Raw genomic sequence first — 12,681 nt, 5'->3', positions numbered from 1 at the left:
CCGCTACCGAAGTTAGAAATCCGAGCCCCTGGTCGGCGTCCCGCCACGGAGCCGTGTTCGTACGTAGCTCTTAGGTATGACGGGAAATACTTCAGAGGCACGACGCCGCACCGGTGCGCACCGGCGTGGCGCCCAACGCCCTTCCAAATCAGGCAACTTGGAGTTCATCGGTGACAGAGAGCGACTGGCGTCTCGACCGCATCGGCAGCGCGCACCGCGGGGTGAACCCGACCGTCCTGCGCCGCCTCGACACCGGATTCGCGGTCATCGGGGACCGGCAGTTCCTCCCCGGATACTCGGTGCTGCTGACCGACGACCCGGCCGTCACCCGCCTCTCGGACCTGCCCCGGCCCCGCAGGACGGCGTACCTCGCCGACCTGGAGCGGCTGGCCGAGGCCGTCGAGCGGGCCTGCGCGCGGCTCGACCCGGCCTTCCGCCGGGTGAACATCGAGATCCTCGGCAACACCGACCCGTACCTCCACGCCCACATCTGGCCCCGCTACGACTGGGAACCCGACGACCGCGTCAGGCTGCCCGTGTGGCTGTACGAGCGGGAGTGCTGGCGCGGCGAGCGGCACGCGCTGGCTCCGCGCCACGACGCCCTGCGGGCGGCGATCGGCGAGGAGCTGGACCGGCTCGGGCCGGCCGGGCCGACGGCCTGACCCGGGCGCCGGGCCAAGCGTGGCGACGGTGAGCGGTGAGCGGTGAGCGCGGGCCTCAGTCCGCCGCCAGGGGCTCGACGAATCCCGCCCGCCAGCGCGGGGCGGGGTCCTGGCCGGGGCTGGTCCAGTACTCCCTCGCCTCCACGACCTCCCCGTCGCGCACGGTCCACAGGGAGACGGCCCGGTAGAGGACGTGGTCCTGGGGCACCTCCACCTCGGTGACGACGTGGTCCCCGTCGGCCAGGATCCGGAGCACTCTCACGGGCTTCTCGTCCGCGTCGCCGTCGTCGCTGTTCACGGCGATGAAGTTGGCGCGCCCGACGATGCGCTCGGCGCTCACGGGCCATTCGATGACGGCGTCCTCGGCGATGAGCCCGGCCACGCCTTCCCAGTCGCGTGCCTCGATCCGCTCCCACAGTCGTGCCACTACCCTCAACGGCTCCATGTGCCGCAGTGTCCGACAGCGCTGTCCTGACCAACAAGCTTTGCCTGCAGGCTTATTGACCTCGACACAAACGGTGCGGGTCACTGCCTGCGGTAGTCGAGCGGGGGACCGTCACTGCCCGCGAGCTCTCTGCGCAGGGCGCCGTCGGGCAGCAGCCGCAGCCGGCTCCGGCCGCCCGCCGTGCAGGTCGGCGGGGCGCCGGAGGTGACGGTGGAGGCGTCCAGCTCCACGGGGTCGGGGCCGGGGGCGCCGTGCAGGGCCGCGGTCCAGGAGCAGGCGAATCCGGGGTCCTGGACGTCCAGGGACATCACCTGTTCGCCGACTCCGCCGCGCGTGAGCGTGAGCCGCCAGGTCTGGCTGCCGCGGACGGCCTGCCAGGTGCCGACGTAGGCCTCGGGGAGGAGCCCGGCCACGTGCGCGGACCCCGAAGCGAACCCTGAAGCGGACCCCGAAGCGGAACCCAGAGCCGAAGCGGAGGCCGAAGCGGAAGGCGATCCGGAGCCGGCCGCCACCGGCGTACGGGGACTCGTGACGGGCGGGCGCGGATCCTCGGCCCCGCTCATCACCGCGTACACCGTGCCGGCGGACAGGACCGCCACGACCGCGGCCACCGCGAGGAGCAGGGCCGTGGACGCCGTCCAGGGCCTGGGCGGAGGTTCCGGTTCCAGCGGCGGGTACGCGGAGTAGGAGGGCGGCAGCGGAGGCGGCGCCGGCACCGCACGGTCCGGCCCGGCGTCCTCGCGGTCCAGCAGCTCTACGGCGTGCCGCCCGAGCCGGGCCACCAGCGGGGTCGGCAGCCACGGCTCCAGGGCCCTCCCGTCGGCCACGGTGTCGTCGGCGCCGACCCGGGCCAGTACCTCGGCGGGCCCGGGCCGCGCGCCCGGATCCCTGTGCAGGCAGTCCCGTACGAGGTCGAGCAGTTCCGCCGGTACGCCGGCCAGGTCGGGTTCCGCTTCGGTGCTGCGCAGCAGGAGCGCCGCCAGGCCGCCGGGGTGCTCCGCGTCGCCGAAGGGCAGGCGCCCGGTGGCCGCGTACGCCAGGACCGCGCCGAGGCAGAAGACGTCGCACGCGGCGGTCACCGGCTCTCCGCGGATCTGCTCGGGGGCCATGAAACCGGGGGAGCCGATGACGTCGCCGACCCGGGTCGGACCGGCACCGCACCCGGTGGGGCAGCGGGCGATGCCGAAGTCGATGACGCGGGGGCCGTCGAGGGTGATCAGGACGTTCGAGGGCTTCAGGTCGCGGTGGACGATGCCGGCCCGGTGGATGTCCGTGAGGGCGTGCGCGAGGCCCGCAGCCAGGATCCGCACGGAACGGTCCGGCAGCGGGCCGAAGCCGTGGGCGACGACCCGGCGCAGGCTCGGCCCGGCGACGTAGCCGGTGGCGAACCAGGGGGTCGCGGCCTCGGTGTCGGCGTCCAGGACCGGGGCGGTCCATTCGCCGCCGACCCGGCGGGCGGCGGCGACCTCCTGGCGGAAGCGGATGCGGAACTCCTCGAGGGCGGCGAGCCCGGGGTGGACCAGCTTGACCGCGACGGTGCGGCCGCGGTCGGAGCGGGCGAGGTAGACCTGGCCCATGCCGCCGGCGCCGAGCCGGGACAACAGGCGGTAGGGGCCGATGCGGTGCGGGTCGTGCGGATGCAGTTGTTCCATGGCCGGGTGGTCCTTCCCCTGCTGGCCGAACAGCTCCGCTGGGAAGGACGGTTGGAGGGGTTCGCCGGTTGCCTCCCCGTCGACCTCGCCGGGCTCGAACACCTGACCGGTCCCGCACCCGAACCGGGCCCGAACCGCGAAGGTTCGGGCCCGGCGTACTCAGGCTGACGGACGGGACGGACCCGCAAGACCGAGTGGATCAGACGGATCGGCTGACTCGGACGTATCGGATGGATCAGATGGATCGGACGAATCGGATGGGTCGGACGGGTCGCGCGGTGCGGGCAGCGTGTCCAGCGCCGCTGCGAGCCGCTCCAGGACGCGGACCGTCTCCGCGAAGGCGGTGTCCCCCAGCTCCGCCGCCAGACGGGCGGCCATGGCCGAGTGGCCCGGACCGATCCGGTCCACCGCCGCGCGGCCCTCCTCCGTCGGGCGCAGCAGCTTGGCCCGCCGGTGCGCCGGGTTCGGCGCGTACTCCGCGAGGCCCTTGGCCACGAGCAGGTCCGCGATGCGCTGGACGCTCTGCCGGGTGATCCCCATGCTCCGGGCGACCCCCGCGACGGGCAGCGGTTCCCGCAGCACCGCTCCCAGTACCTGCCACCAGGCGGCGGTCAGCCCGGCGGGCCGCGCCAGCTCCTCGGAGAGGGAGAGGAACTGGCCGTTCAGCCGGAACACCCCGAGTGCGGTGCGGCTCAGCAGGTCCTGCCGGGTCCGGGGGGACCCGAGCGGCGGCGGCTCAAGCATCGCCCGCCGCCGATGCCGCCATCAGGACCGGGTACGCGCTCTCGTCCGAGTGGTGGAAGAGCCCGTACCAGGCGTCCAGGACGTCAGGCTTGTAGACGTCCAGGCGGGCGAAGACCTCGCGGGCGAAGGCGACCGGTTCCGTCGGGCCCGCCGTGATCAGGTCCCCGTCGGTCACCGCGTCGGCCTCGACGTAGTTCCCGGCGCCCCCGTAGCCGGGCTGTTCGGCCAGGTAGAAGGAGGCCGCGCTGGTGTGGGCGCGGTCGTCCAGCAGGCCTTCGCGGGCGAGGCCGGCGGTGGCGCCGCAGATCGCCGCGACCGGCACTCCGGCGGCCAGGAACTCCCGCGCCTTCGCCGCGAAGGGCGCCAGCTCGTCGCCCGTGTCCCACAAGGAGGCCCCGGTGAGGATCAGTAGCGAGGAGTCCTCCGGTCGCAGATCGGCCAGGCCCAGGTCAGGCTGGATGCGGATGCCGCCCATGGTGGTGACCGGCGCTCCGGCGGCGAGGCCGACCGTCCGCACGACGTGGCCGCGCTGGGTGAGGTGCGCGGTGGTGTGGCCGGTCTCCCAGTCGGCGTAGGTGTCGTAGACCGCGAGGTGGACGGGCTTGCGAGCGGTCTCGCTCATGGTGTTTCGCCTCCAGCGTCGGATGGTGCCAGGTGCCTGCGGCGCTCACCGTGGCCGAGGTGCCGAGGTGCGCGGTGCAGACGATGCGCGTGGTACCTGCGGTGCCTGTGATGCCGACGGTGCTCGTGGGGTGTGCCGCGCAAGCCGTCCGTACCGGCTTCCGCGAGGGCCTCCACGAAAAGCGCCTATGACAAGAGACTGTCATAACGACAGGATGCTGTCAATACTTCGGAAGGGTGCTCCACGGGCGCAGACAGACTGCCGAGGTCGGCCCGCCACCCGCATACAGTCCGCCGATATCCCTCCCCACCTGCGCACTTCTAGCGTGACGTCATGACCCCTCATGCCACCCCGCACACCCTTGCCGCCGTGAAGGACGCAGATCGGAAGCACGTCTTCCATTCCTGGTCCGCCCAGGCCCTGATCGACCCGCTCGCCGTCGCGGGGGCCGAGGGCTCCTACTTCTGGGACTACGAGGGCAAGCGATACCTCGACTTCTCCTCCCAGCTGGTCAACACCAACATCGGCCACCAGCACCCCAAGGTCGTCGCCGCGATCCAGGAGCAGGCCGCCCGGCTCTGCACCCTCGCGCCGGGCTTCGCCGTCGACGTCCGCTCCGAGGCCGCACGCCTCATCGCCGAGCGGACCCCCGGTGACCTGGACAAGATCTTCTTCACCAACGGCGGCGCCGAGGCCGTCGAGAACGCCGTCCGCATGGCCCGTCTGCACACGGGCCGCGCCAAGGTGCTCTCCACCTACCGCTCGTACCACGGAGCCACCGCCGCCGCGATCAACCTGACCGGCGACCCGCGCCGCTGGCCGTCCGACACGGCCGCCGCCGGCGTCGTGCACTTCTGGGGCCCGTACCTCTACCGCTCCGCCTTCCACGCGACCACCGAGGCCGAGGAGTGCGAGCGCGCGCTCGCCCACCTCGCCGACACCATCGCCTTCGAGGGCCCGCAGTCGATCGCGGCGATCATCCTGGAGAGCGTGCCGGGCACCGCGGGCATCATGGTCCCGCCCGCCGGCTACCTCGCGGGCGTCCGCGAGCTCTGCGACCGCCACGGCATCGTCTTCATCCTCGACGAGGTCATGGCCGGCTTCGGCCGAACCGGCACGTGGTTCGCCGCCGACCACTGGGGCGTCACCCCCGACCTGATCACCTTCGCCAAGGGCGTCAACAGCGGCTACGTGCCGCTCGGCGGCGTGGCCATCTCGGCCGCCATCGCCGAGACCTTCGCCACCCGCCCCTACCCGGGCGGACTGACGTACTCCGGCCACCCCCTGGCCTGCGCCGCCGCCGTCGCGACGATCAACACGATGGAGGAGGAGGGCGTCGTCGAGCACGCCGCCCACCTCGGCGAGAACGTGATCGGCCCGGCGCTCGCGGAGCTCGCCGAGCGCCACCCCTCGGTCGGCGAGGTCCGCGGCCTCGGCGCCTTCTGGGCCCTGGAGCTCGTACGGGACAAGGAGACGCGCGAGCCGCTCGTCCCGTACAACGCGGCCGGTGCGGACAACGCCCCGATGGCCGAGTTCGCCGCGGCCTGCAAGGCGTCCGGGCTGTGGCCCTTCGTCAACATGAACCGGACCCACGTCGTCCCCGCCTGCACCATCACGGAGGCGGAGGCGAAGGAGGGCCTGGCCCTGCTGGACGAGGCGCTGACGGTCGCCGACCGCCACACCACCGCGTAACCGGACCGACTGACGACTGAAGGACTGACGGCTGGTGGCGGTGACGGCGGCGGTGACGGCGGGGGTGGCCGGTTGGCGCCGGTGTGATTCTCGTCCTCGCGGGGGTCGGATCCGCACATAACCCCCACCAACCGTCCGGTTTCGGCCTCGCTGTCTGGCCTATGGTGTCCGGAGCTCTACGACAGGAGACGGACCCCTATGCCAGGCAGCGGAGCTGTCACCCGCAACACACTTCGCCAGCAGATCGCGGACGCGCTGCGTGACGAGGTGCTCGCGGGACGCCTGCCTCCGGGGACCGAGTTCACCGTGAAGCAGATAGCCGAGCAGTACGAGGTCTCCGCGACCCCGGTCCGCGAGGCGCTCGTGGACCTCTCGGCCCAGGGGCTGCTGGAACTGGTCCAGCACCGCGGCTTCCGCGTGCGGATCTTCTCGGTCGACGACTTCCGCGGCATGATCGAGGCCCGTTCGCTGGTCGTGGACGGCATCTTCCGCAGGCTCGCCGAGCGGGGCACCGCCCCCGGCTCCGGCGAGATGCTGGTGTCGGTGCGCCGCCGGGGCGAGGAGGCGCGCAGGGCGGCCCAGAGCGGCTCCCTGGAGGTACTGATCGGCTACGACCTGCGCTTCTGGCGGGAACTGAGCGGCCTGGTCGCCAACACCTACATCACCGAGTTCCTGCACCGCATCCGCGTGCAGTGCTGGGTCTTCGCCGTCCCCCACCTCCAGCGCGAGCCGCAGCTGCGGGAAGCCCTCTGGGACGGGCACGGCGATCTGGTGGACGCCGTGACCCTGGCGGACGCCGACGCGGTACGCCGCATCGTGCACGGCTACAACGAGCACGCGCTGGCCTGGGCCGAGCGCCTCCGAGCCCCTGCGGCCCCCTAGTTCTGCGCACCCCTTCGCGGAGGGTGTCCGGCGCACTACGCTGGCCTGATCGGCGACAACGACTGATCGGAGGCCGTGTGGCCTGTGACCTGTGGCTGGTCCCCCTTGTCGACGTGCTGTGCCACAGCCCCGACAACCCCTTCGCGGAAGAGATCGCCTCGTACGACAAGGCGCTGGGTGAGGCCGGACTCCCGTCCGTGCCCGTGTTCGCGTACATGCCGGGTCTGAGCGGGGACGTCGCCCCGGTCGCCGGTTTCGACTACGACGCCCTGCATTTCCTGAGACGGGCCTACCTGCTCCAGCTCTGCGGCCTGCCGGTGACCCCGGTGGACGAACTGGGCGGGGACTACGAACAGCTGCTGGAGATGTTCGAGCCCACCGCGCAGCAGTCGCACCTGGTGTGGCACTACGACCACGCGGGCGCGTACGTGCCCGTCGACTTCGCGGCGCCCCTGGCGAACGAGGAGCTGCTGGCCGGCGGCGGGCCGCTGGGGTCCGCCCACGGGCTCCTGCGGGAGCTGCTGTTCGTCGCTCCCGCCATCGGGATAGATCCGGGGAACCCGCCCGCGGCGCCGGCGCCGCCGGGGCGGCCGACGTCGCTGGAGGAGCCGGCGGGACCCATCCCGTACGACGGCAGTCCCTTCGCCCGCGAGCGGCACGTCTGGCTGGGACTGCACGCGGCGGCGACGCGCAGTCTCGGACAGGGCTCGATGATCATCTTCAGCTGAGCCGGTCACGGCACGTACCTGTCACCGGTGGGCGGGGCGGCACCGCCCCGCCCGCACCACAGGCTCAGCGGGGCTGCTCCGGGGGCCGCTGGCGCGGCATGTTCGGGCGGGTGCCCGGCGGCAGCGGGAAGCGGGCCGGCGGGACGTAGGCGTCCGTGCGCCCCCCGGAGGCCCCCAGCGACTGCATCACCAGCGGCGCGGGCCCGGCCCGGAACTCCACCATCCAGTCCGCCGTCTCCGACCGCACCAGCTCCGTGATGTCCTCGGAGAAGCGGCGCAGCACGGTCAGGCAGCGCTCGGCGGCCTCGCTGGCGGTGCCCTCGGTGGGCCCGAGCACCTCGCGGACGTTCTCCGAAGCCCAGTCGAACTGGAGGGTCTGGAGCCTGCGCTGCACCGCCTGGGCCGTGGCCACGTCCCGCATCCACCCCGACGTCAGCCCGAAGAACCGGTCGCAGGCCAGCGCGGCCGCGCCCAGCAGCAGTGCCAGGTACCCGTACGTCGATCCGCCCGGCGCCGAGCCCGTCAGCTCCAGCACCGGCATCGCGGCGCCCGTGACGGCGCCCAGGGCCGCGCCGACGCGCAGTACGCGCGCCCCGCGGCGCTTCCACGCCCGGTCGGACAGGTACCACTCGGCCGTGCGCAGCGCGTCCGCCTCGACCCGCCGGTAGAGCTCGTCGAGCCGCTCGGCGGGCTCCCCCCAGTCCCCGAGGGGAAAGGGCCGACCGGTCAGATCGCCCGCCGCCATCGCCCCGCCGCCCTCCTCCCGGGGATCCCGGGGTGGCCCCTCGGGCTGCATCTCCGGCTGGCTCACCCGGCACTCCCTCTGCCTGCGCTGACGTGTGGTGGTGCGCGTGTGCGCAATGATGCGCATGCTCTTCCTACCTTCGAATGACGGGCGATGGACAACGAATCCCGGGATTTCCGCTCGCAAGGAGGTCTCCATCAGGTACGCGTAGGCCCCGACTCTCACTCGAAAGAGTTGGTCCTCACGGCGTAGGGCGCGGCGCCCGGGGAGCACGTAGGCTCGGATTGACCAAGCGTTCCGAAGGTCTCGGGGTCGCAGAGGTCCCGACGGTACCGACGTACGGAAGTGAGTGCCCTGTGATTCCCGGTGGTGGCCAGCCCAACATGCAGCAGCTGCTCCAGCAGGCCCAGAAGATGCAGCAGGACCTCGCTGCGGCGCAGGAGGAGCTGGCGCGGACCGAGGTCGAAGGCCAGGCCGGCGGCGGCCTGGTCAAGGCGACCGTCACCGGCTCCGGTGAGCTGCGCGCGCTGGTGATCGACCCGAAGGCCGTGGACCCGGAGGACACGGAGACGCTCGCCGACCTGGTGGTCGCGGCGGTCCAAGCCGCCAACGAGAACGCCCAGGCGCTCCAGCAGGAGAAGCTGGGCCCCCTCGCGCAGGGCCTGGGCGGCGGCAGCGGGATTCCCGGGCTGCCGTTCTAGCAGTACCCTCCCCCGGTCCTCTCCCATCCGATCCCAACCGATCCCGTCCGATTCCATCCGACGAAAGCGAAAGAAGGCAGTCCGTTGTACGAAGGCGTGGTCCAGGACCTGATCGACGAACTGGGCAGGCTGCCCGGCGTCGGGCCCAAGAGCGCGCAGCGGATCGCCTTCCACATCCTGCAGGCCGAGCCCACCGACGTCCGCCGCCTCGCGCACGCGCTGCTCGAGGTCAAGGACAAGGTCCGGTTCTGCGCCGTGTGCGGGAACGTGGCGCAGGAGGAGCGGTGCGGCATCTGCCGCGACCCGCGCCGGGACACGACGGTCATCTGTGTCGTCGAGGAGCCGAAGGACGTGGTCGCGATCGAGCGGACCCGCGAGTTCCGGGGCAAGTACCACGTCCTCGGCGGCGCGATCAGCCCGATCGAGGGCGTCGGCCCGGACGACCTGCGGATCCGCGAGCTGCTGGCGCGCCTGGCGGACGGCGAGGTGACCGAGCTGATCCTCGCCACCGACCCGAACCTGGAGGGCGAGGCGACCGCCACCTACCTCGCCCGCATGATCAAGCCCATGGGCCTGAAGGTCACCCGCCTGGCCAGCGGGCTCCCCGTCGGGGGAGATCTGGAGTACGCGGACGAGGTCACGCTGGGGCGGGCCTTTGAAGGAAGGCGACTTCTCGATGTCTGACGCAACGCTGCACGCTCTCGGCCAGGATCCGGACGACTTCGCCGCCTCGATCGCGGACCAGATCGAGTCGTTCATCGTCGCGGTCACCGAGGTCGCCAAGGGCGAGGACCCGGACAGCGCGGTGCCCTTCCTCCTCCTGGAGGTGTCCCAGCTGCTGCTGGCGGGCGGCCGGCTGGGCGCGTACCAGGACGTGCTGCCCGACGAGCGCTACGAGCCCGACCTGGGCCCCGAGCCGGACGTCGACGACCTGCGCGAGCGGTTCGCGATCATGCTGGAGCCGGTCGACGTCTACTCCGAGGTCTTCGACCCGTACGAGCCGCGCAAGGCCCCCGTCGCCCACCGGATCTCCGACGACCTGGCCGATGTGGTCGCCGACCTGCGGCACGGCCTCATCCACCACCAGGCGGGCCGCATCACGGAGGCGCTGTGGTGGTGGCAGTTCTCGTACTTCACCAACTGGGGCCCGACGGCCTCGGCGACGCTGCGCGCCCTCCAGTCCCTGATCTCGCACGTGCGCCTGAACCAGCCGCTGGCGGCCCTGGACGGCCTGGACACGGACGAGGACCTGACCGAGGACGACCTCGCGGAGCAGGCCGGACAGGTGATGGCGGAGGAGCTCGGCGGCCTGGGCCGCAAGTGATCCTCCGGCGCGGGAACCCGGAGTTTGATCTGTTCGTCTCATGATGTGGTACGAGGCGGTCGGATCCCGGTCGCTCGTTAGACTGCACCAGCAATGAGACGGACTGAGCGAGGAGCGCACGTGGGCCTTGTCGTGCAGAAGTACGGAGGCTCCTCCGTAGCCGATGCCGAGGGCATCAAGCGCGTCGCCAAGCGGATCGTGGACGCCAAGAAGAACGGCCACCAAGTGGTGGTCGTGGTGTCCGCGATGGGCGACACGACGGACGAGCTGATCGATCTCGCCGAGCAGGTTTCCCCGATGCCTGCCGGGCGCGAATTCGACATGCTGCTGACCGCCGGAGAGCGGATCTCCATGGCCCTGCTGGCCATGGCGATCAAAAACCTGGGCCACGAGGCCCAGTCGTTCACCGGTAGCCAGGCAGGCGTCATCACCGACTCGGTCCACAACAAAGCGCGCATCATCGATGTCACGCCGGGCCGTATCCGCACCGCGCTGGACGAGGGCAACATCGCCATCGTCGCCGGTTTCCAGGGCGTGTCCGCGGACTCCAAGGACATCACCACCCTGGGCCGCGGCGGCTCGGACACCACCGCCGTGGCGCTCGCCGCGGCGCTGGACGCCGAGGTCTGCGAGATCTACACCGACGTCGACGGCGTCTTCACCGCGGACCCCCGCGTCGTGAAGAAGGCCCGGAAGATCGACTGGATCTCCTCCGAGGACATGCTGGAGCTGGCGGCTTCCGGTTCCAAGGTGCTGCTGCACCGCTGTGTCGAGTACGCACGCCGATACAACATCCCGATCCACGTCCGGTCGTCCTTCTCGGGACTTCCGGGCACCTGGGTCAGCAACGAGAATCCGCAAGGGGACGAGCAGGTGGAGCACGCCATCATCTCCGGAGTCGCTCACGACGTCTCCGAAGCCAAGATCACGGTCGTCGGCGTCCCGGACAAGCCGGGCGAGGCCGCGGCGATCTTCCGCGCCATCGCGGACGCCGAGATCAACATCGACATGATCGTGCAGAACGTCTCCGCGGCCTCGACTGGCCTCACCGACATCTCCTTCACGCTCCCCAAGGCCGAGGGCCACAAGGCCATCGACGCCCTGGAGAAGGCGAAGGGCGCGATCGGCTTCGACTCCCTGCGCTACGACGACCAGATCGGCAAGATCTCCCTGGTCGGCGCCGGCATGAAGACGAACCCGGGCGTCACCGCCTCGTTCTTCCAGGCGCTGTCCGACGCGGGCGTCAACATCGAGCTGATCTCCACCTCGGAGATCCGCATCTCGGTCGTGACCCGCCAGGACGACGTCAACGAGGCCGTCCGCGCCGTGCACACGGCCTTCGGCCTGGACTCCGACAGCGACGAGGCCGTCGTCTACGGAGGCACCGGCCGATGACCGCCCCCCGGTCGACCCCGGCTCCGGCACTCGCCGTCGTCGGGGCGACCGGAGCAGTCGGTTCGGTCCTGCTCCGGATGCTGTCCCAGCGGGCGGACGTCTGGGGCGACATACGCCTGATCGCCTCCGGGCGCTCGGCCGGCCGCATGCTGTCCGTCCGAGGGCAGGAGTGCGAGGTGCTCGCCCTCACCGAGGACGCCTTCGACGGCCTCGGGCCGGGCGACGTAGCGCTCTTCCTGACCCCGGCCGAGGTCTCGGCCCGGTGGGCGCCCGTCGTCACCGCGCGCGGCGCGGCCGTCGTCGACCAGTCCGCCGCCTTCCGGGACGATCCCGAGGTGCCGCTCGTGGTGCCCGAGATCAACGCCCACGCGGCGCGGATCCGGCCGCGAGGGATCGTCGCCGCCCCGGACACCGTCACCGCCGCGATGATCGCCTCCCTGGGCGCGCTGCACGCCGAGTACGGACTGACCGAGCTGGCCGTCTCCACGTACGAGGCGGCGAGCGCGGCCGGCCGGGCCGGATCCGAGGCGCTGCGCCGCCAGCTGTCGCTGGTCGTCGGGACCTCCCTGGGCGAGCAGCCCGGCGACGTCCGCCGTGCCGTGGGCGATGACACCGGCCCCTTCGCGGCCCCCCTGGCACTCAACGTGGTCCCGTGGTGCGGCGAGCTGAACGAGGACGGCTGGTCCTCGCACGAGCTGGCCGTGCGGGCACAGACGCGCCGGATCCTCCAGCTGGAGACGCTCCCGGTGTCGGTGACCTGCGTACGGGTGCCGGTGCTGACCGGTGACTCGCTGACCGTGCGGGCCGGCTTCGAGAACGAGGTGAAGGCCGCGCACGCCCGGGAGATCCTGGAGGCCGCGCCCGGCGTGGTGCTCGTGGACGACCCCGCGGCGGGGGAGTTCCCCACCCCCGTGGACGCCGCCGGGACGGATCCGGCCTGGGTGGGGCGGGTGCGGGCCTCGCTCGACGACCCCTACGCGCTGGAGTTCTTCGTGTGCGCAGACAATCTCCGCCAGGGGGCGGCGCTGAATGCCACACGGATCGCGGAACTGATCGCAGGTGAATTTGCGTAATTCGCTTTGTAGGATC

The 12,681-nt window shown here is 71.8% G+C and carries 13 protein-coding genes and 1 pseudogene; 9 read left to right on the top strand and 5 right to left on the bottom strand.

Going from position 1 to position 12,681, the window contains the following annotated elements:
* Positions 1–170: 170 nt before the first annotated feature.
* The gene (locus tag OHA91_RS17970; RefSeq protein ID WP_328739615.1) at positions 171–662 is read left to right on the top strand and encodes an HIT family protein; all 492 of its coding nucleotides are present in this window, start codon (positions 171–173) and stop codon (positions 660–662) included.
* 55 nt (positions 663–717) lie between these two features.
* Here the strand turns inward: OHA91_RS17970 and OHA91_RS17965 are convergent, their stop codons facing one another.
* The 4 genes and pseudogenes from OHA91_RS17965 to OHA91_RS17950 all read right to left on the bottom strand — a co-directional run bounded on the left by OHA91_RS17965 (position 718) and on the right by OHA91_RS17950 (position 4,125).
* Positions 718–1,107 carry a nuclear transport factor 2 family protein gene (locus tag OHA91_RS17965; protein ID WP_031147529.1) on the bottom strand — a complete coding sequence of 130 codons (390 nt, stop codon included), beginning with the start codon at positions 1,105–1,107 and terminating at the stop codon, positions 718–720.
* Between the two features lie 80 nt (positions 1,108–1,187).
* Positions 1,188–2,759: a serine/threonine-protein kinase gene (locus OHA91_RS17960; protein WP_031147531.1), complete on the bottom strand. Its 1,572-nt coding sequence runs from the start codon at positions 2,757–2,759 to the stop codon at positions 1,188–1,190.
* A 270-nt stretch (positions 2,760–3,029) separates the two neighbouring features.
* Positions 3,030–3,503: pseudogene (locus OHA91_RS17955) on the bottom strand (MarR family winged helix-turn-helix transcriptional regulator); the annotation flags it as partial.
* Complete coding sequence (locus OHA91_RS17950) at positions 3,496–4,125, bottom strand: DJ-1/PfpI family protein (RefSeq protein WP_031147535.1); 630 nt, start codon at positions 4,123–4,125, stop codon at positions 3,496–3,498. The pseudogene OHA91_RS17955 and the gene OHA91_RS17950, both read right to left, overlap by 8 nt.
* Before the next feature lie 333 nt (positions 4,126–4,458).
* Here OHA91_RS17950 and OHA91_RS17945 point away from each other — a divergent pair, with 333 nt between their 5' ends.
* The 3 genes from OHA91_RS17945 (at position 4,459) to OHA91_RS17935 (ending at position 7,427) form a co-directional block, all read left to right on the top strand.
* The gene (locus OHA91_RS17945) at positions 4,459–5,817 is read left to right on the top strand and encodes an aspartate aminotransferase family protein (RefSeq protein WP_031147537.1); all 1,359 of its coding nucleotides are present in this window, start codon (positions 4,459–4,461) and stop codon (positions 5,815–5,817) included.
* A gap of 198 nt (positions 5,818–6,015) precedes the next feature.
* Complete coding sequence (locus tag OHA91_RS17940) at positions 6,016–6,699, top strand: GntR family transcriptional regulator (protein WP_031147539.1); 684 nt, start codon at positions 6,016–6,018, stop codon at positions 6,697–6,699.
* A 77-nt stretch (positions 6,700–6,776) separates the two neighbouring features.
* On the top strand, positions 6,777–7,427 hold the full coding sequence (locus OHA91_RS17935; RefSeq protein WP_031147541.1) for a hypothetical protein: 651 nt from the start codon (positions 6,777–6,779) through the stop codon (positions 7,425–7,427).
* A gap of 64 nt (positions 7,428–7,491) precedes the next feature.
* On the opposite strand, the gene OHA91_RS17930 is transcribed toward OHA91_RS17935, so the two are convergent.
* Positions 7,492–8,238: an SLATT domain-containing protein gene (locus OHA91_RS17930; protein WP_031147543.1), complete on the bottom strand. Its 747-nt coding sequence runs from the start codon at positions 8,236–8,238 to the stop codon at positions 7,492–7,494.
* A gap of 290 nt (positions 8,239–8,528) precedes the next feature.
* Between OHA91_RS17930 and OHA91_RS17925 the strand changes: the two genes are divergently transcribed.
* From OHA91_RS17925 to OHA91_RS17905, 5 genes are all read left to right on the top strand, one after another.
* Complete coding sequence (locus OHA91_RS17925) at positions 8,529–8,873, top strand: YbaB/EbfC family nucleoid-associated protein (protein WP_078959136.1); 345 nt, start codon at positions 8,529–8,531, stop codon at positions 8,871–8,873.
* 84 nt (positions 8,874–8,957) lie between these two features.
* On the top strand, positions 8,958–9,557 hold the full coding sequence (recR, locus tag OHA91_RS17920; RefSeq protein ID WP_030010802.1) for a recombination mediator RecR: 600 nt from the start codon (positions 8,958–8,960) through the stop codon (positions 9,555–9,557).
* Positions 9,550–10,197, top strand: a complete 648-nt coding sequence (locus tag OHA91_RS17915) for a DUF5063 domain-containing protein (protein ID WP_031147547.1) — start codon at positions 9,550–9,552, stop codon at positions 10,195–10,197. The genes recR and OHA91_RS17915 overlap by 8 nt, the downstream gene beginning before the upstream one ends.
* Positions 10,198–10,317: 120 nt before the next feature.
* Positions 10,318–11,592 (top strand): aspartate kinase, encoded by a 1,275-nt coding sequence (locus OHA91_RS17910; protein WP_031147550.1) that lies wholly within the window; start codon positions 10,318–10,320, stop codon positions 11,590–11,592.
* Entirely contained in the window at positions 11,589–12,665 is a 1,077-nt protein-coding gene (locus tag OHA91_RS17905; protein WP_328739613.1) for an aspartate-semialdehyde dehydrogenase, read from the top strand. The genes OHA91_RS17910 and OHA91_RS17905 overlap by 4 nt, the downstream gene beginning before the upstream one ends.
* Positions 12,666–12,681: the final 16 nt, after the last annotated feature.

It is taken from the genome of Streptomyces erythrochromogenes (assembly GCF_036170895.1).
Classification (GTDB): Bacteria; Actinomycetota; Actinomycetes; order Streptomycetales; family Streptomycetaceae; genus Streptomyces; species Streptomyces erythrochromogenes.
Note: the sequence above shows the minus strand (reverse complement) of the source record. Positions and strands in the feature narration are given on the sequence as shown.

Coding starts and splice junctions, on each gene's coding strand:
- OHA91_RS17965 (WP_031147529.1), bottom strand. CDS start 1,107: ATGGAGCCGTTGAGGGTAGTGGCACGACTGTGGGAGCGGATCGAGGCA.
- OHA91_RS17960 (WP_031147531.1), bottom strand. CDS start 2,759: ATGGAACAACTGCATCCGCACGACCCGCACCGCATCGGCCCCTACCGC.
- OHA91_RS17950 (WP_031147535.1), bottom strand. CDS start 4,125: ATGAGCGAGACCGCTCGCAAGCCCGTCCACCTCGCGGTCTACGACACC.
- OHA91_RS17945 (WP_031147537.1), top strand. CDS start 4,459: ATGACCCCTCATGCCACCCCGCACACCCTTGCCGCCGTGAAGGACGCA.
- OHA91_RS17940 (WP_031147539.1), top strand. CDS start 6,016: ATGCCAGGCAGCGGAGCTGTCACCCGCAACACACTTCGCCAGCAGATC.
- OHA91_RS17915 (WP_031147547.1), top strand. CDS start 9,550: ATGTCTGACGCAACGCTGCACGCTCTCGGCCAGGATCCGGACGACTTC.
- OHA91_RS17905 (WP_328739613.1), top strand. CDS start 11,589: ATGACCGCCCCCCGGTCGACCCCGGCTCCGGCACTCGCCGTCGTCGGG.